The sequence below is a fragment of the Pseudomonas sp. NyZ201 genome, assembly GCF_049860765.1.
Classification (GTDB): domain Bacteria; phylum Pseudomonadota; class Gammaproteobacteria; order Pseudomonadales; family Pseudomonadaceae; genus Aquipseudomonas; species Aquipseudomonas bharatica.
In genome coordinates, this window is record NZ_CP187557.1 from 2,389,784 (window position 1) to 2,407,764 (window position 17,981).

At 65.8% G+C, this 17,981-nt stretch carries 15 protein-coding genes and 2 pseudogenes; 7 read left to right on the top strand and 10 right to left on the bottom strand.

Annotated features, from left to right (window positions below):
• The first annotated feature begins 9 nt into the window (after positions 1-9).
• On the top strand, positions 10-843 hold the full coding sequence (locus ACPFMA_RS10635) for an alpha/beta hydrolase (protein ID WP_425930126.1): 834 nt from the start codon (positions 10-12) through the stop codon (positions 841-843).
• A 116-nt stretch (positions 844-959) separates the two neighbouring features.
• On the top strand, positions 960-1,151 hold the full coding sequence (locus ACPFMA_RS10640; RefSeq protein ID WP_009407329.1) for a hypothetical protein: 192 nt from the start codon (positions 960-962) through the stop codon (positions 1,149-1,151).
• A 126-nt stretch (positions 1,152-1,277) separates the two neighbouring features.
• Here the strand turns inward: ACPFMA_RS10640 and ACPFMA_RS10645 are convergent, their stop codons facing one another.
• From ACPFMA_RS10645 to ACPFMA_RS10670, 6 genes are all read right to left on the bottom strand, one after another.
• Positions 1,278-2,606, bottom strand: coding sequence for a hypothetical protein (locus tag ACPFMA_RS10645; RefSeq protein WP_425930127.1), 1,329 nt, complete (start codon positions 2,604-2,606; stop codon positions 1,278-1,280).
• A 272-nt stretch (positions 2,607-2,878) separates the two neighbouring features.
• Complete coding sequence (locus ACPFMA_RS10650) at positions 2,879-3,658, bottom strand: SDR family NAD(P)-dependent oxidoreductase (RefSeq protein ID WP_425930128.1); 780 nt, start codon at positions 3,656-3,658, stop codon at positions 2,879-2,881.
• Positions 3,655-4,473 (bottom strand): molybdenum cofactor biosynthesis F family protein, encoded by an 819-nt coding sequence (locus tag ACPFMA_RS10655; RefSeq protein WP_425930129.1) that lies wholly within the window; start codon positions 4,471-4,473, stop codon positions 3,655-3,657. Before ACPFMA_RS10655 ends, ACPFMA_RS10650 begins: the two co-directional genes overlap by 4 nt.
• 138 nt (positions 4,474-4,611) lie before the next feature.
• On the bottom strand, positions 4,612-4,983 hold the full coding sequence (locus tag ACPFMA_RS10660; RefSeq protein ID WP_425930130.1) for a GFA family protein: 372 nt from the start codon (positions 4,981-4,983) through the stop codon (positions 4,612-4,614).
• A gap of 61 nt (positions 4,984-5,044) precedes the next feature.
• Positions 5,045-5,719, bottom strand: a complete 675-nt coding sequence (locus tag ACPFMA_RS10665; protein WP_425930131.1) for a helix-turn-helix transcriptional regulator — start codon at positions 5,717-5,719, stop codon at positions 5,045-5,047.
• Positions 5,716-6,975, bottom strand: coding sequence for an MFS transporter (locus ACPFMA_RS10670; RefSeq protein ID WP_425930132.1), 1,260 nt, complete (start codon positions 6,973-6,975; stop codon positions 5,716-5,718). The genes ACPFMA_RS10665 and ACPFMA_RS10670 overlap by 4 nt, the downstream gene beginning before the upstream one ends.
• 646 nt (positions 6,976-7,621) lie before the next feature.
• On the opposite strand from ACPFMA_RS10670, the pseudogene ACPFMA_RS10675 reads away from it, so the two are divergent.
• The 3 genes and pseudogenes from ACPFMA_RS10675 to ACPFMA_RS10685 form a co-directional block, all read left to right on the top strand.
• Positions 7,622-7,879 (top strand): annotated as a pseudogene (locus ACPFMA_RS10675) (PAS domain-containing protein); the annotation flags it as partial.
• 33 nt (positions 7,880-7,912) lie between these two features.
• Positions 7,913-8,155 (top strand): annotated as a pseudogene (locus tag ACPFMA_RS10680) (methyl-accepting chemotaxis protein); the annotation flags it as partial.
• A 204-nt stretch (positions 8,156-8,359) separates the two neighbouring features.
• Positions 8,360-8,818, top strand: coding sequence for a DUF3574 domain-containing protein (locus ACPFMA_RS10685; protein WP_420057139.1), 459 nt, complete (start codon positions 8,360-8,362; stop codon positions 8,816-8,818).
• Between the two features lie 32 nt (positions 8,819-8,850).
• Here the strand turns inward: ACPFMA_RS10685 and ACPFMA_RS10690 are convergent, their stop codons facing one another.
• From ACPFMA_RS10690 to ACPFMA_RS10705, 4 genes are all read right to left on the bottom strand, one after another.
• Positions 8,851-11,238, bottom strand: coding sequence for a TonB-dependent receptor plug domain-containing protein (locus ACPFMA_RS10690; protein WP_425930133.1), 2,388 nt, complete (start codon positions 11,236-11,238; stop codon positions 8,851-8,853).
• A 170-nt stretch (positions 11,239-11,408) separates the two neighbouring features.
• A complete protein-coding gene (locus ACPFMA_RS10695) occupies positions 11,409-12,464 on the bottom strand; it encodes a substrate-binding domain-containing protein (protein WP_425930134.1) in 1,056 nt (351 codons plus the stop codon).
• Between the two features lie 25 nt (positions 12,465-12,489).
• The gene (locus ACPFMA_RS10700) at positions 12,490-13,509 is read right to left on the bottom strand and encodes an ABC transporter permease (RefSeq protein WP_425930135.1); all 1,020 of its coding nucleotides are present in this window, start codon (positions 13,507-13,509) and stop codon (positions 12,490-12,492) included.
• Complete coding sequence (locus tag ACPFMA_RS10705) at positions 13,502-15,034, bottom strand: sugar ABC transporter ATP-binding protein (protein WP_425930136.1); 1,533 nt, start codon at positions 15,032-15,034, stop codon at positions 13,502-13,504. Before ACPFMA_RS10705 ends, ACPFMA_RS10700 begins: the two co-directional genes overlap by 8 nt.
• A gap of 363 nt (positions 15,035-15,397) precedes the next feature.
• On the opposite strand from ACPFMA_RS10705, the gene ACPFMA_RS10710 reads away from it, so the two are divergent.
• Positions 15,398-16,648, top strand: a complete 1,251-nt coding sequence (locus ACPFMA_RS10710) for an acyl-CoA dehydrogenase family protein (RefSeq protein WP_420057145.1) — start codon at positions 15,398-15,400, stop codon at positions 16,646-16,648.
• Positions 16,645-17,976: an LLM class flavin-dependent oxidoreductase gene (locus tag ACPFMA_RS10715; protein WP_425930137.1), complete on the top strand. Its 1,332-nt coding sequence runs from the start codon at positions 16,645-16,647 to the stop codon at positions 17,974-17,976. Before ACPFMA_RS10710 ends, ACPFMA_RS10715 begins: the two co-directional genes overlap by 4 nt.
• The last annotated feature ends 5 nt before the right edge of the window (positions 17,977-17,981 follow it).

The following is a 17,981-nucleotide window of genomic DNA, read 5'->3' on the forward strand; positions in this document are numbered from 1 at the left end:
GGAAAACATATGCTGCGTAACTGGATGATGAGCCTTGCGGTGCTGCTGTTCAGTGGTCTGGCCCGGGCTGAACCGGTGACCCTGGATGGCACCGAACAATGGACGATGCACAGTGCCGAAGGCCGCGAATACCGCATCATGGTCAGCCTGCCCGAGGGTGATGTGCCCTGGACCGGCGGCTACCCGGTGATCTACCTGCTCGACGGCAATGCCTACTTCCCGGCCTTCCATGCCGCCAAGCGGGCCCAGGACCGGCTGCGCGGGGCGGTGCTGGTGGGGATCGGCTATCCGAGCGACACACCGCTGGATTTCGTGCGCCGCGCCTATGACCTGTCGCCGCCGGCCCCGGCCGAGCGCAACAAGCCGCCACAGGGCGGGCAGGACGTGTTTCTCGACTTCATCGAGAAGCGCCTGATGCCCAGGGTCAACGAACGCTTCAAGGTCGACCAGGACCAGCGCAGCCTGGTCGGCCACTCGTTCGGCGGGATGTTCGCCATCTACACCCTGTTCACCCGGCCCGGGCTGTTCCAGCACTACGTTGCGATCAGCCCGAGCCTGTGGTGGCAGGATCGTTTCCTGCTGGCCCATGAACGGGCCTTCACCGCCAGGGCCCATGCCGGCAAGCTGGACCTGATCCACCGCAGCCTGAGCCTGAGCGTCGGCGACCGGGAAATGCCCCAGGAGATCCAGGATGTACGCTCGCTGCAATTGCGCCTGGAAAACCTCTCGCAGTACGGACTGCGCAGCGACCTGCAGATCGAGGCGGGCGAGGATCACGCGGCGATTCCGTTCCGCGTGCCGAACCGGGTGCTGGACGAGTTGATGAGTACGCGGCGCTACTGAACCTTTCACGATTGTCATCCGCGCCTCACCTTGGCGTTAGCTGCACCTGCATAGACTGGCCAGCAACAGGACCCCTTTCCCTGGGCGTCCGAAAACGTTCGAGGTGTGTGATGCGGATGCTCAAGGTAATGGCGGTGGCGGGTTTGGTGTCGGCGCTGGCCGGGACGGCACAGGCGGCTGATGGCATGCAGCGGATCCAGGATTTCCAGGCCAGGTTCCAGGCCGAGCAGGACCGGCTGTGGGGTGACCGGGACAAGGAGCAGCAGGTGGTGAAGCAGGACAAGGCTGACAAGAAGGCGGATGGTTGAATATCACTCGTTGACTCAACGCGGACCTTGTGGGAGCGGGTTTACCCGCGATTGCTGTAGTGAAGTCACTATAGCAATCGCGGGTAAACCCGCTCCCACAAGGTCCGCGTTGCGCTTTGGATGTTGTTAGAACGGTACCGCCACGGTCAACTGGCTATACACATTGGTCCCGTTCCCGCCCACCTGATTCCCCCCGTTCGTCTCATCCTTCTTCGGCTGGTACAGGCCGATCAGCGGGCTGACGATCAGGTGCTCGTTGACCGCCCATTCGACATAGAAATTCAGCTCGCGGGCATCGAGGTTAAGGGTGTCGCGGGTCCTCAGGATATTGAAGTCGAAATACAGCGCGCCGACGGTGAGATTTTCCAGCGGCGTGGCCTTCAGGCCGACATGGTGGATGCCGGTGTTGCTGTTGAACGGGCCGGAGTAGTTGGCGGCCACTTCACCCTGGAACCAGGTGCCGTAGCCGGTGCTCAGGCCGGTGAACAGCGAATCCCAGCCCTGGGAATAACGGGTGTAGCGGTAGGTGACCTTGGGCGACCAGGCGACATCGGCGAAGGTATAGCCTGCCTCCGCGTACCAGGCTTTTTCCGGGCCTGCGTCCTTGTCCTGCCAGGCGTATTCGAAGGCGAAGCTGGCATTCTCGATGCCGCCGTTGCCTTCGCCGCGCAGGCTGTAGACGTCCATGTTCTCGCGTTCTTTCTGGAACTCGCTGGCCCATTGGTCGACCACATCGAGGCCATGTACCCAGGTCAGGCCCAAGGTGCCGACGTCGGCGGTGTAGTCCAGGGTGCCCGCAGCCAGTTCGGTTTCGGCCTGGGCGCGGTTGTCGGACTTCAGCCAGACCACGCTACCGTGCAGCCCGTCCTGGCCGCCGAGTTTCAGCACCGCGGTGCGGTCGAAGGCATGACGGGCCGCCAGGTAGTAGGCGCCGCCACGGTTCAGTGCACCGTCGGCCGGGCCCTTGCCAAGGTTGGGGCCGTCGTCGTTGATCAGGAAGCCGCTGCCGAGCTTGACTACTTGACGCCCGGCGGAGAAGTCCACGCCATCCTTGCCCAGGGCCGGGAACAGGTCGCCCGAGCGCCAGCCCAGGAAAGCATCCTCGATCTTGGTCGTGCGTTCGGAGCCGTCGGTATTGCCTGCCGCGTCGCCATCACCCCAGGTCGCCGAGCTGACCAGGTTGAAAGTGCCGTACAGCGTGCCGTTGCCACCCAGGCCCTGGTCGCCGCTGACCCCGTACTTGATGAAGCCTTCGCGCCAGGTCGAGCCGCCGCGGGTGCCGTCGTAGTTCTTGCGGCTGTTGAACATGCCGTACACCGCGAGCATATCGGCGTTGAGGTGAGTGTCGTCGGCGGCGTACAGCTCGTAGGCCAGGGCCGGCTGGGCCGCGGCCAGGGTGACAAGGCTCAGGCCGACGGCCCGGGCCAGTGGTAACACGCGGTGTTGCTTGTTCATGAATGCTCCCCGGTTCTTGTTGGCAGATCAGGGGCTATTAGGGCGCCGGGTGGCGGGGCAAGTCTTGTTCGTGGCTGCCAGTGCTCTTGACCGTAATGGCCAGTTCCAAGGCTTTGGGAGCAACTGTCTTTGGGTTGGGGCTGGTGCTGGATATCGGGTGTTGATCCATTTGCCGGGGTGACTCAGGATCGCCCGAGCAAACGGATCAACACACATATCCAGCACCAGCCCCCAAAGGCCAAAGACCCAAGCCAGCTCACCAGCGACCGATCTCAAATACCCTGCAAGGCCAGCGTCGGCACATCGACGATGGTCGATCCCCCATCGGCTGCAATCACCGCCCCGGTAATGATCGACGCCTCGCTACCGATCAGGAACTGGCACAACGCGGCGATCTCGTCCGCCGTGGCCGGGCGGCGTAGCGGCACGTCGGCGGTGACCCGGGCATAGGCGGCGTCGAGGTCTTCGTTGTAACGATCCATCAACGGCTGCATCTCGGCATCGGCCATCGGCGTACGCACCCAGCCCGGACAGACGCAATTGACCCGCACCCCCTGCGGCCCGAAATCCCGCGCCAGGGAGCGATTGAGCCCCACCAGCGCATGCTTGGCGGTGGTGTAGCCGCATACACCGGGGCCTGCCGCGAGGGAGGCGATGGAGCCAAGCAGGACGATGCTGCCGCGCCGTCCGATGAGTAACGGCAAGCAGGCACGGGCGCTGTGGAAGGCGCTGTGCAGGTTGCTGCGCATGGCCGCTTCCCAGGCCGCGTCGTCGCTGTCCAGCGCCGTCCCCAGGCCATGCCCGCCGGCACAGCAGACCAGCGCATCGAGGCCGCCGAAGCGGGCGCGGATCTGCTCGACGAAGCCGTGCCAGGTGGCGCTGTCGGCGGCATCGCCGGCCAGCACCAGGGCGTTGCTGCCGTCCGCCACCCGTTCAAGCGCCTCGCGGCGCCGGCCAACCAGCACCAACTGGTCGCCGGCCGCCGCCAGGCGCCGCGCGCAGGCTTCGCCGATGCCGCTACCGGCACCGGTCACCAGCACGGTGCGGCTCATTTGTCGTGGACCGTGGTGTTGATCAGGCTGCAGTACGACGCCACCGGGAAGTTGCTGAACGCCTCGAAGCCGCCCTCGGCATGGCCGAAGATCTTGCCGTCGCTGCGGTGGGCGCGCAGGTCGATCATCACCAGGCCCAGGGTCGGGATGATCTTTTCACGCCAGACGAACAGGTACAGCTCGTCGGCGATCTTGTAGTAGTGGCAGCGGTCGGTATCGCACAGGCCTTGCTCGACGCCCTTGAGGCACTGCCAGGTATAGAAGTTTTCGTTGAGGTAGATGTGCTCGTATTCCTCGGTCGGGCTGTAGCGATACAGGTTGCGGATACCCACCAGTTCGGCGGTCGGTGCATGCGGGCAGGCGCCGTCCTGCCAGGGGCGGTCAAGGGTGCCGTGGAGGAATTGCGCGTCGACGCAGGTCAGCGGCTTACCGGCCAGGGCGCGGTGGAACATGCCTTCCCGGGTTTCCTCGGCCTCCGGCATGCTGCCGATAACTGCGGTGAACGACTGGCTCAGGGTGTCGAGTACCAGGGAAACCGACCAGGTCTGGCCGTTCTCGGTCTTGAGGAAGTCCACCAGCACTATCCCCGTGCGCACCGAGGTGGCGCGGTAGGGTGCGCTGCCGCTGGAGTGACCGTCGGCGGCGTGCCAGTGCAGTTGTTCGGCGTCGAAGCGGTGTTCGATGGACCAGCCATTGACGAAATTGAGGGTCATGCGCTGCCCGGCCAGTTCGGCCAGTTGCGGCAGGATGAAGGCTTCAGGGGCGAAACCGTCGGCCAGGGCGCCTACGGAGATCCAGTCGGTATGGGTGGTCATGGGAGGTGGCTCGTTGTTGTTGATTGGAGCCGTGATAGTGCCGGGCAGGGCGGTCGGGGGGTATCAACCGGATGGTTGAGGTGGCGGCATGGCGTTGGTAGCGGATCTACCCTGACCCCCCTATGTGTTGCGCAGTGGTCAGGTACGCCACCAGGCGGGCTGGCAGTCTTCGAAGGCGTGGTATTCGGGCTCGAGCTCCGGGGCGGTCGGGTCGTCGAAGCCGCCGACCAGCAGGGCAATCACCGGCTCGTCGTCCACTGCACCGAGGGAGCTGCCACAGCGCGGGCAGAAGGCGCGGCTGGAATAGTCCGAGGAACGGTAGAGGGCGGGGGCGCCGCCTGCGCCGGTCCATTCGACTCGGTCCCGGGGGAATTCGACCCAGAGCGCGGTGAGGGCGCCGCTGTGCTGCTGGCAGTTGCGGCAGGAGCAGGTGTGGGTTTTTTCGGCGGGGCCTTGGGCGGTGTAGCGGATAAAGCCGCAGAGGCAGCCGCCTTGGTAGGTGGTGGGCATGGGCAGTCCTTTGAACATTGGCCAGTGTGAATGTAGCAGGGGCCGCGTTGCCCTTGCGATCCTACAGGAACAATGCCCCCACCAACTCCGTCCTGTTCCTCACTCCCACCTTGCGAAACAGGTTGATCAGGTGGGTCTTAACCGTCGGCAAACCCAGCTCCAGTTGCCGCGCCAGGGTCTTGTTGCAGGCTCCGTCGCGCAGCAGCAGGGCAATCTCCCGCTCCCTTGGCGTCAACCCGGCCAGCCGGTCTGGCACAGGGGCCGGCAACTGCCGCGCCGCCATCTGCATCAAGCCGTGCAGCGGCAACAGGCGCTCCAATTCCTCGACCCTGAACGCCCCCAGGGAGCCATCGCGCAACAGGGAGATCCCGGCAGTCAGCCGCCCTTCGACCCAGGCCGTGACTTCCACCACATCCACGACCTTGTGCTGGCGCAGGAAACCCAGGTATTCGCGGCCCAGCGCCGCATCCTGATGGGCCAGGCCCTGGCGCAGCGACACCACCGGCAGGCCGATCGCCTTGCAGTTACCGGGCTTGAGCGGATCGAGGTGACGGTAATGCTCGAGGTAGTGGCGGTGCATCGGCGGTTGCATGCCGAGCAGCTGGAAATCGCAGGCCAGCAGGTCTTCGTCCACCCGATAGAACGCGGCAAGGCTGGCCGGCACTTGCTGGCTGAACGCGTGCAGGCAGTAGCGGCCGAGCTCTTCGGTCGGTTGCTGACGCAGCATGTCGGTCATGGCGTCGGTTCCTCGGAGGTGGGTTCAGGTGCGCCACGGGTACGCAACGCTAGCTGCCAGAGGCAGTACAAGCTCAGCAGCGCTGCGGCGATCGCCATGGCCCAGGGCCCGCCGATATGGCCCGCGAGCATCCCGGCGAGCAGGCCGCCGATGGCGTCGAAGCCGAAGCGGGTCGAGGTGTAGATCGATACCACCCGACCGCGCAGCGCTTCCGGGGCCTGGCCTTGCAGAAGGATATTGGTGCCGACGTTGTTGATGGTCACGCCGAAACCGAGGATCAGCATCGCCAGCAGCGACAGCGGCAGGCTGCGGCTGCTGGCGAACAGCAGCAGGCCGAGGGCACTGGCGCAGGCGGAGAACAGGATCAGGCTGCGCAGGCGATCGGTGCCCTGGTGGCCGGCCAGCAGCACGGTAGACAGCAGCGAGCCGAGCCCGGCGGCGCCCCACAGCCAGCCCAGGGTTCGCGCGTCGCCGGTGAAGATATCGTGGACGAACACCGGCAGCAGCACGGCGTAGGTGGACGCGGTCAGGTTGACCATCAGCACCCCGAGCATCAGGCTGCGCAACGACGGCGAGTGCAGCACGTAGTCGAGCCCCTCGCGGAACATGTGGCGCATGCTGCCGCTGGCCTTTTCCCCGGGCGCGAGGCGGATCAGTTGCAGGCCGAGGATCAGTCCGCCATAGGACAGTGCATTCAGGGCAAAGCACAGCGCCTCTCCGGTCAATGCCAGGAGCAGGCCGGCCAGTGGCGGGCCGATGAAGCGCGAGCAAGTGAAGAGCATGGCGTTGAGGGCCAGGGCGTTGGGCAGGTCGGCGCGGTCGTCCACCAGGCGGCTGAGCAAGGACTGGCGCAACGGTGTGTCCACCGCATTGAGGATCCCCAGGGTGGCGGCCAGGGTCACGATCAGGCCCGGGGTGATCAGCTCGAGGCCGGTCAGTGCCGCCAGCGACAGGGCCTGGGCACCGAGCAGGGCTTCGACCTTCATCAGCAGGCTGCGCTTGTCGTGGCGGTCGATCCAGGCGCCGGCGATCGGGCCTACCAGCAACTGTGGGAGCAGGGTGGCGCAGGTGGTGATGCCCAGCAGCGCTGCCGAGCCGGTCAGGCGATAGACCAGCCAGGACAGGGCCACGGTCTGCATCCAGGTGCCGAGCGTGGATACCGCATGACCGGCGAAGTACAGGCGGAAATTGCGATGATGCAGGGCCCGCAACACGGCGGGCCAGCGGTTCGGGCGGGTTTGTTGCTCAACTTTCACGGTTCGCGCACGCCATGGCCGAGGGAAGAATGGGCCTGTCGGACTTTACCCGCTTGCGCGCGCGGCGTCTTGACCCAGCCTGTCGAAGGCATGCGTCTGCCTGCCAGGATCGCGACATTCCTGGCAGCGACGATCAAATGCCCGGCACCCGGGTGCAAGACGGCGCCGGCACAATCCGGTCAACTCGCTGTTTTTCACTGGCAGACGGTGGGCACTGATGTTTTTCAGGAACGATCATTGGGTGCGGGAGCTGGAGTCCTTGCTGGTGCGGGTCGGCCACGGGGAGCCTTGGGACGGGATGGACGCGCCGCACCTGCAGCGACACCCGGCCGTGCTCGCGGCCCTGCGCGAACTGGCAGTGGCGCGTCAGCAGCAGCGGCGCCAGCTCGACGAAGCACACGCCCTCGCCAGCGAGTCGCGCCAGCAGGCCGAGCAGGCCACGGAACAGGGCCAGCGTGCCGAGGCCGAGGTGGTTCGCCTGGAACAGCGTTGCAGCGACCTGGCGGCGTGTGTCGCCGACCTTGAACGACAGCTCGAGGCGCACCGCCAGCAGGCGGCGATCTGGGCGCAACTGGAATCCACCATCACCGAGGGCACCTGGGACATCAAGGTGGTCCAGGGCGATCTGCAACACCCGGACAGCCATATGCGCATCTCCAACCAGTTCCGCGCGGTGATGGGCTACGGCCCTGCGGAGCTGCCGGACGGTTGGGACGCCCAGGTCGGCATCACCCATCCCGACGACCTGCCGCAGATCATGGCGATCTTCGACCGCGAGATCCTCAAGCCCGGGGCCAGTGGCGAATACGTGTTCGAGTACCGCATGCGCCACAAGACCCGCGGCTACATCTGGTGCCGCGAGCGCGGCTGTGCGGTACGGGACGAAAGGGGCGTGCTGGTGCGTGTGATCGGCGCGGTGCGGGATATCAGCGACGAACGCAGTGCCCAGGCCAGCCACGAACAGATGCTCGCGCAGAACCAGACCACCTACGCGCAGATCGCTACGGTGGTGGGCGTGATCAAGAGCATCGCCGAGCAGACCAACCTGCTGGCACTGAATGCCGCGATCGAAGCAGCCCGGGCCGGGGAGGTCGGGCGCGGCTTTTCGGTGGTGGCGGAGGAGGTGAAGAAGCTGGCGGAGAGTACGCGGCAGGCGACCCAGCAGATACAGGCGATGCTAAGCGATCGGTAGATTGACGCAGACCCTGTGGGAGCGGGTTCACCCGCGATTAGGGTAGTGAATTCAATATCGCAATCGCGGGTGAACCCGCTCCCACAGGGTCTGCAGTATTTCTATAAATATATCTATCTGTTAATTGGTTATTTTGAACCCCGGATATTCCTTCCTATAGTGCCTCGCCTATAACTCGAAAAAGGATATTCCATGTTTCGCCGTCTTGTTCTTGCCTCGGTTCTGGTTGCGCTTTCCGGCTGTGCCAATACCCAACTTCCCGTTCATACGACCCACCCCGCAAGTTCAACGTTGCAAGGCGATCCGAGCCGGCCTGCCCAGGCCGCCTGGCAGCGTACCGAACTGTATTTCGCCCTCGGCCGCATCGACGGTGGCAAGGATCTGATCAGCGAATCCCGCTGGCGCGCGTTTCTCGATAAGGAAGTGACCCCGCGCTTCCCCGATGGCTTCAGCGTGCTGAACGCCTATGGGCAATGGCGGGATCACGGGGCGAAGGAGCCGGAGCGCCTGGACACCCGGGTGATCGTGATCCTGCATGCCGACACCGCCCAGGCCGGCAAGGATATCGAGGCGATTCGCCTGGCCTGGAAGCGGATCACCGGGGACCTGTCGGTATTGCGCCTGTCGCAGCCGGCCCACGTCTCCTTCTGAAAAAGCATCAGGGGACCGAAGTCCCCTGACTGTCAGAACCCGTAGGTCACCCGGGCATAGTAATAAGCCCCGTTGGTGCCGATCGGCGACAGCACGTCATAGGGCAAGTTACCCCCATAGTTGATCTCCGACCCGGAGCGCTCCGGATAGTTGTCGGTAAGGTTGTTGCCGCCCACGGCAATATCGAAGGTCGGGGTGAACTTGTACTGCACCTCCGCATCCAGCTGCCACACCGCACCATAGGTCTGCTCCGGCTGGCTGTCGCCGAAATCGAAGACGCGGGTGGTCTCGCCCTGGCGGGTCAGGCGGCCGAGCAGGCCCCAGTGCTGGCTGGTCCAATTGGCCGAGACGACGAAGCGGTCCTTGGGCGCGGCGTCGGTAAGGGTGTTGCGCTCCTCGACACCGACCAACGCATCGTTGCCGATACCCAGGGCGGTGAGCTGTGCAGGCGTGCCCTTGGTTTTGGTCACCTTGGTGTGGTTCCAGGTGTAGGCACCGGTCAGGGCCAGTTCGCCGTCGTAGAACGGCTGCCGATAGTTGAGCACCAGCTCCGCACCATCGGTGCGGGTATCGGCAGCGTTGGTAAAGAAGTTGACGTCATGCACCCCGGCCACGCCGAAGGTGTCGTTGATGTACTGCTCCAGGGCGTCGCTGCCGATGCGCTGGGACAGGGTGACACGGTCCTTCACGTCGATGCGGAACACGTCCAGCGAGGCATCGAAGCGCTCGCTGAGCTGGGCGGTAACGCCGAGGCTGAAGTTCTTCGAGGTTTCCGGATCGAGCTTTTCCGCACCCAGGGCGCGGGCGATCGGGTCGTTGACCGAGAGCACGCGGACATCGGTAAGGGTGCCGCCGTCGCCGAAGTTGCTGGTGGTGTGCTGGAAGCCGATTTGCGCCAGGGACGGCGCGCGGAAATTGTTCGATACCGCGCCACGCAGGGCCCATTGCTCGTTCAGGCGATAGCGCCCGCTGAGCTTGCCGGTCAGCTTGCTGCCGGCATCGTCGTAATGTTCCCAGCGCGTGGCGGCATCGACGAACAGGCGGTCGCTGAGGTCGCCGGACAGCTCGGCATAGGTGCCGAACACCTTGCGGTCCAGGTCCGCTTCTTCGCTGGGGCGCAGGCCGTTGGCGCCATCGGCGCCGCTGCCGAAGTACGACGCCGGGTCGCCGGCAGTGGTCAGGTAGTTCTCGTAGCGGTATTCGCCACCCACGGCCAGCACGAAGGAGCGCTCGGCCAGGCGCAGTTCGCGGCTGAAGTCGAGGTTGGCGGTGGTCTGGCGCAGCTCGTAGTCGCCGGTATCGAAACGGGTCGGCGAGTCGGCGCCGAGGCTGACGTTCAGGGTCCGTCGGCTGGCCGATTCGAAGCGGTTGCGGCCATGGGTCAGGCTGCTGTCGAAGTCCCAGCCATCCCCCAGCAGGCCCTTGAAACCGGCGGTGGCGGAGAGATCCTGGTTGACGCCGAGCGACTGCGGCAGGTAGCCGTTGGGGTAGAACTGCGGTTGCTCGTAGGGGTAGCGGTAGAACTGCGCGCCCGTGGAGTGGCGCTCGTTCCAGGTGCCGAAGGAGTACAGCTCGTGCTCGCCCAGGGGCAGCGAGCCGTTGAACCACAAGTTGACGTCCCGCGCCGAACCGTCGCCCATCACGTAGTTGCGCTGGCCCGGGGTGTCGGCGAAGCCGTCGAAGCCGGCGCGGTTGGTCGGGTTGCGTTCCTTGTACTCGGCACCACCGCGCACGAAGCCGCCATCCTCGCCCAGGCGCACGCCGCCCTTGGCCGTGGTCAGGCTGTTCTGGCCATCGGTGGTGGTGCGGCCGATGGCATCCTGGTGGGTGTGGTAGGCGCCGTAGGTCGTGGAGACCTCGCCACCTTCCGGGGCGTCGTCGAGGATGATGTTGATCACCCCGGCGATGGCGTCCGAACCGTACTGCGCCCCGGCTCCGTCGCGCAGCACTTCGATGCGCTTGATTGCGCTGATGGGGATCGAGTTGAAGTCCACCGGGGCGGTGCCGCGGCCGATCTTCGACGAGTCGTTGACCAGCGCCGAGGTGTGTCGGCGCTTGCCGTTGACCAGCACCAGCACTTGGTCCGGGCTCATCCCGCGCAGTTGCGCGGCGCGGATATGGTCGGCACCGCCGGAGTTGGACTGGCGCGGCATGCTGAACGACGGTAGCAGGGTCTGCAGGGCCTGGCCCAGTTCGCCGTTGCTGGCGCCGGTGGCCTTGAGGTCGGCAGCCGTGAGCACGTCCACCGGTACCGGCGAGTCCAGCACGGTACGCGCCGTACCGCGGGTGCCGGTGACCAGCACCGTGTCCAGGCGCCTGGCGTCTTCGCCGGTCGGCACGCTGTCTTCAGCCCGGGCGTTCAATTGAAAGAGTGCGGAGGTTATCGCAAGTGCAAGTAATGAAAGTTGGCGGTGTTGCATGGCAGCGCTCCTTGGACGGCAGGCAATAGCACCCACGACCGGCAACCTTGGAAGTTGCCGGGCAGGGCAGTACCGCAGCCGTTTTTTAGTTTTGATTGAAAGTGCGATCGAAGCGGGGAGGCGCCGCTGTATGGCAGAGGCGTTGCACGCAAGTGTTCAGGGTTCGGGTCTCAGTCCACCTTTGGAATCCACGCCGGGCTGGCAATCGCCGCGCTGTCGCCGAAGGCGGGCACCTTGCGCGCCAGGTCGCGGACGTTCTTCACATCCAGGTCAAGCAGCTGCTGGCGGCTGATCAGGGTCGGCGGCACCAGCAGGCGCCGGCCCGGGTCTTCCCCGGCGATCAGCATCGCCAGGCTGCGCACGCTGATGGCTCCGGCCACCTGCGGATTGATCGCGGCGGTAGCGGTCCAGGCGCTGTCGGGCTCCTTCATGATCTGGATATCGGCGGTGGAGATATCGGCGCTGTAGATCCTGATCTTCGCGGCGCGGCCCGCTTCGTCCACGGCGATCTTGGCGCCTTTGGCGAACTCGTCGAAGGGCGCGAAGATCACGTTGATATCCGGGTTGGCGCGCAGCACGGCACTGGCCTGGTCGGCCACCGAGTTGGCGATGGGCGGGTTGAGGGTGCCGAAACGGGCCTTTTCGACGATGCCCGGGTTGGCCGCCTTGACCTGGCGCCAGATCTCGTCGCGGCGCTCCATCGGGGTGAAGCCGCCGATATAGACGTAGCCGGCATTGAACGCCGGGCCGTTGTCCTGCAGCGCCTTGTCCAGGGCCAGTTGGGCGATGGCGTGGTGGTCCTGTTCGATCTGGGTGACCCTGGGGTTGTTCAGGTCGACATCGAAGGCCACCACCTTGATGCCCTTGGCCACGGCCTTGTCTACCGAGTCGCGCAGGGTTTCCGCCAGCCCCAGCTGGACGATGATGCCGTCGACGCCAAGGTCGATGGCCCGCTCGATCATCTCGCGCTGGCTGGCCGCCTGCTGCCGGGCGTCGAAGATGCGCAGCGTGACGTCGAGGGCGGCGGCCTGTTTTTCCACGCCTTGCAGGTAGGCCTCGGGGAAGTCGCCGGAGAACAGGTAGCCGACCAGGGCGATCTGCACCTCGCCCTTGTCGAAGGGCGCGGGGGCGCCGGGCAGGCCCTTGGCCTGGGCTTGCCAGCCCAGGCTGGCGAGCAGTACCGCGGCGAGAAGGTGGCGAACGAAACGTTTGGGTGATGCGGTCATGGGTGGTCCTTGCAAGTCGAAGAAGTCAGCGGGTCTGCCGGGCGAGGCCGAAGGTGAAGACCAGGGCCAGCACCAGGACCAGGCCCTTGACGAAGTCCTGGGCGTAGTAAGGCGCGTTGAGCATGGTCAGGCCGTTGAGCAAGGTGGCGATCAGCACGGCGCCGGCCAGGGTGCCGAAGGCGTTGGCCTTCTTCGCGCCGAGCACGGCGAAGCCGATCAGCGCCGCGCCGAGGGCGTCGAGCACCAGGCCGTTGCCGGAACTGACATCGCCGCGCCCGAGCCGCGCCGCCAGGAGCAGGCCGCCGACCGAGGCGAGCAGGGCCGAAAGCACATAGGCCAGCAGCTTGTAGCGCTGCACCGGGGCACCGGCCAGGCGCGCCGCCTGTTCGTTGCCGCCGATGGCGTAGAACAGCCGGCCGATCCGCGTGCGTTCGAGAAACAGCCAGACCGCCAGGGCCAGCACGGCGGTGACCAGCACCGGGACCGGCACCATGTCCCACAAGCGGCCGCGGCCCAGGGCGAGGAACGCCGGGCTGAACACGCCCTCGGTTTCCTCGCCGCCGGGCAGGGTCATGCCCACGGCGATGGAGCGCCCGCCGGTGGGTATCAGTTGCACACCGATCACCAGGAACATGCTGCCCAGGGTGGCGAGGATGTCCGGGATGCCCATGCGTACGATCAGCCAGCCATTGAGCAGGCCGACCAGCGCGGCGCCGGCCAGGCTGATGACGATGGCAGGCAGCGGGCCCCAGTCCAGCACCACCATCACGTAGCTGGCGATCATCAGGCTCATGGCCGCCACCGCGCCGATGGACAGGTCGAGGCCACCGACGGCCATGGTCAGGGTCACGCCGAGGGCGAGCAGGGCGACGATCGACACCGACTGGAGAATGATGAACAGGTTGCTGACCTGGACGAACGCCGGTTCGACCAGGCTGAACAGCACTACGATCAGGCCCAGCAACAGCAGCAGGCCATAGTGGATCAGGGCGTCCAGCCAGCGCCGGGGCGCAGGCTGCAGAGAGCGGGATAGCGAATCAGGCACGCACGGTACTCCTTGGCGTTTGCGGTGTCGGGGGAGCGCTCCCGGCCAGTTCGGCCACCAGGGCATTGCGGCTCAGGTCGGTGCGGGAGTATTCGGCGACCACGGCGAAATCCCGCACCACCAGGATGCGGTCGGCGATCTCCAGGGCTTCGTCGATATCGGTGCAGATCACCAGGGTCGCGCGCTGGCCGGCGCCGTTGCGCAGCAACTGGCCGATCTCGCGGCGGGCGCGGATGTCGACGCCCTGGAAGGGTTCGTCGAGGATCAGCAGGCGCGCCTCCTGCAGCAGCCAGCGGCCGATCACCACCTTTTGCTGGTTGCCGCCGGAGAGGCTGGCCATTGGTGCGTCGATGCCAGCGGTCTTGATCCCCAGCTCGCTGACCTGCGTGGTGACGGCTGCGGCCTCGGCGCGGCGGTCGATAAAGCCGCCGCGGCTGAATCGCTGGAGAAAAGGCAGGGTCAGGGTCCGGCGCAGGGAAAAGCCCGGCACCAGGGAGCCAGCGGCACGGTCCTCCACGGCGAGGAATACCCCGGCCTCGATCGCGTCCCGGGGCGAACGCGGCTGCCACGGCTGGCCGTCCAGGTGCAGGCTGCCGGCGGCAGGGCGGCGCAGGCCGAAGAGGGTTTCGGCGATCTCGCTCTTGCCGGCGCCGAGCAGGCCGGTCAAGGCTACCACCTGGTTTTCGTGCAGGGTCAGGTCGAAGGCCCGCGACTGCGGCAGCAGGCGCACGTCGCGCAGGCTCAGCACTTCGCGGCCCGGCAGGCGCGGCACGAAGCGCAGCGGGTCGAGTGCCACGCCGAGCATCGCCTCGATGGCCTGCGGCAACTGTTGCGCGTTGAATTCGCCGACCAGCCGGCCATCGCGCAGGACCAGTGCACGTTCGGCGATGCATTGCAGGTCCGCGAGGCGATGGGAAATATACAGGATCGCCACGCCGCGCTGGCGCAGTTGCCCGATCAGCTCGAACAGCCGCTGCGCCTCGGCCGCAGACAGTGCCGCCGTGGGTTCGTCGAGGATCAGCAGGCGCGGTTGCAGGGCCAGGGCACGGGCCAGCACCACCAGTTGGCGTTCGGCCTGGCCGAGCTGTTCGATGGGCGCGTGCAAAGGCAAATCGAGGTTCAACCCGGCCGCGATGGCTGCTGCCCGCTGGTGCAGGTCACTGCGCCGCACCCAGGGACTTGCCTGCGCCTGGCACAGCTCGTCGAGCATCAGGTTTTCCGCCACGCTCAGGCCCGGCACGATGCCGTCGTCGACATGCTGGTGCACCGCAACTATCCCCGCCCGGCGTGCTGCCAGCGGCGAGTCGAAGCGTTGCTGCCTACCCTGTACGCACAGTTCGCCGCGGTCGTGAGGCTGGCTGCCGGCGAGGATCTTCACCAGGGTGGACTTGCCCGCGCCATTGGCGCCGAGCAGTGCCACCACTTCGCCTGGGAAGAGCTGCAAGTCCACTCGGTCGAGCGCGCGCTGGGCACCGAAGTCCTTGCTCAAGGCGCGCAACTCGACCAGCGCCTGTGGAAGTTTCATAAGAACATCCTGAACTAATGAATGGTGGCGATTAAATTCACTGGTCGAGTAAAAATCAAATAGCCAGATCGTATGGAAAACGTTTTTCGGTTATATGCAATCGGTCAACTGTTTGGCAGTGAACAGTTGATCAACAAAGTGTCTTGAAGATAACAGGCTGACGTGCGGCACAAGCATAAGTACCGGCGATCCAGTTATTAAAATTCCCGTACAGGCCATGGAAATCATCGGGTTAGGGCGATCGGGAGGGCATGGCATGTCGCTTGCTATTGTGCTTGCTCAATAACCTTGAATTTTATTTTTCAATTAAGCGGCCCGCACTTTTTATTTGCCTCGGTCCCCTGCCCAATGAAAGGACGCATCATGAGTTCCACTGCCGTTAGTTACGAAACCCTGCAACAGCGCTTTGCCGAAAGTTTCCAGCGGATTGCCGAAACCGCCGTGCACCGCGAGCAGCAACGCGAACTGGCCTTCGAGGCGGTGCGCTGGCTGCGCGAGGCCGGTTTCGGGGCCTTGCGGGTGCCCCAGGCATTGGGCGGGCTGGGTGCGAGCATCCCGCAGTTGTTTCGCCTGCTGATCGAACTGGGCGCGGCGGACTCCAACCTGCCGCAGATCTTCCGCGCCCATTTCGGCTTCGTCGAAGGCCGCCTGTCCAGTCGCGACCCGGTATCCCAGGCGCATTGGCTGGGCAAGGTGGTGGACCGGCAACTGTGGGGCGCGGCCATGGCCGAGCGCAGCGGTACTACCGGCATCACGGTGGCGCTGAGCCCGCTGGAGCCCGGCAATGAACAGGCTGGCTGGCGTCTGGATGGCGAAAAGTACTACTCCACCGGCACCGTGTATGCCGACTGGATCGCCGCCGTGGCCCTGGCCGGCGACGATTTCGTCAGCGTGGCGCTGCCGGTGGCGGCCGAGGGCGTTACTGTCGTGGACGACTGGGATGGCTTCGGCCAGCGCCTGACGGGGAGCGGTACCACCCGCTTCGATGCCGTGCGCGTGCCCAACGAGCATGTGATCCGCCGCTACAAGCCTGATGAAGTGCGCGCCGAATCCTACCTGACCGCCTATTACCAACTGTTCCATCTCGCCACCCTGGCCGGGATCGCCAAGGCCGTGCTGCGCGATGCCACGGCGTTCGTGAAAGGCCGCACCCGGGCTTTCGGTTTCCCTGGGGAGGCCAGTCCCAAGGACGATCCGCTGGTGCAGCGGGTGATCGGCCGGCTGTCCAGCCTGGCCTGGTCGGCGCAGACCCAGGTGCTGGCGGCGGCCGAGCAGGTGCAGCAGGTGTTCGATGCGGAGCAGGGCGGGTATGCCGAGGAGCATCATTACACCGAGGCGGAAGTGGCCGCGTTCCAGGCCCAGCAGATCATTATCGGCCAGGTGCTGGAAGCCACCACGCTGTTGTTCGAGGTTGGCGGCGCGTCTGCCACCAGCGAAACCCGGCGCTTCGACCGTCATTGGCGCAATGCCCGCACCCTGGCTTCGCACAACCCGGCGATCTACCGCGAGCGCGTGCTGGGCAACTACCACCTCAACGGCGTGACCCCGGACCAGGCCTGGCTGGCCCAGCAAAGCGCCGGCAACGGCGTGCGTGACGAGGCCAGTGCGGTATGAGCAACCGTCGTGAGGGGCAGATCGGCCTCGGCCTGAACGTCCTTGGCTTCGGCGCTCATCCGGGGGCGTGGCGCAAGGCGGAGGCGGGGGCGACGGCCCATCTGGATATCGCCCATTACCAGAACATCGCCCGTATCGCCGAGCGTGGCTGCCTGGATGCGCTGTTTCTTGCCGACTGGTCAGCCTTGAGCGGTGATCCGGCGAGCCAGCCGGTGGGCCATCTCGACCCGGTGGTGCTGCTCAGCGCCGTGGCAGCGGTGACCCGGCGGATCGGGTTGATCGCCACGGCGGCCAGCACCTACAACGATCCTTTCGGCACCGCCCGGCGCTTCGCCTCCCTCGACCATGTCAGCCAGGGCCGCGCCGCCTGGAACCTGGTGACCAGCGCCAGCGACGAGGCCGCGCGCAACTTCAGCCTGCCCGGGGTGCCAGGCCATGCCGAACGCTATGCCCGGGCCGAGGAATTTCTCGAGGTGGTGCTCAAGCTGTGGGACAGCTGGGAGGATGGCGCGATTATCGGTGATGCGGCTGGCGGGCGTTTCGCCGATCCGGCCAAGGTCCGCGCCATCGACTTCGTCGGCGAGCATTTCGCGGTGCAGGGGCCGCTGAACGTACCGCGCTCGCCGCAGGGGCGGCCGGTGCTGGTGCAGGCCGGGTCGTCGGAGCCGGGCAAGGTCCTGGGCTCACGCTATGCCGAGGTGATCTTCACCACCCAGACCACCCTCGATGCCGGCCAGCGTTTCTATCGCGATATCAAGGCGCGCGCCGTGCGTTGGGGGCGCAACCCCGATGACCTGAGGATCATGCCCGGCCTGGCCACGGTAATCGGCAGTACCGAGGCCGAGGCCCGGGCGCGCTTCGACGAGTTGAACGCCTGGCATGGCGAGCAAGGCTTGCTGGAGCGGGTGGCGGCGCGCTTCGGGCTGGCGGCCAGCGAACTGGACCCGGACGGACCGCTGCCATGGGCACGGATTGGCGAAGTGGCGGATTTCGAGCGCGGTTCCCAGGGTTTCCTTGAGGCGCAACTGAACCTGGCGCGCCAGGAAAACCTCAGCATCCGCCAGCTGTCGCGGCGCATCCTGGTCGGTCACCGCCTACTGGTCGGCACCCCTGAGCAGGTGGCCGACAGCCTGGACACCTGGTTCCAGGCCCATGCCGCCGACGGCTTCAACATCATGCCGGACGTGTTTCCGTCCGGCATCGAACACTTCGTCGACGAGGTGGTGCCGCTGCTGCAACGGCGCGGCCTGTTCCGTCATGAATACAGCGGCAGCACCCTGCGCGAGCACCTCGGGTTGCCGTTTCCGCAGAATCGATACTCACGCTAGGGATC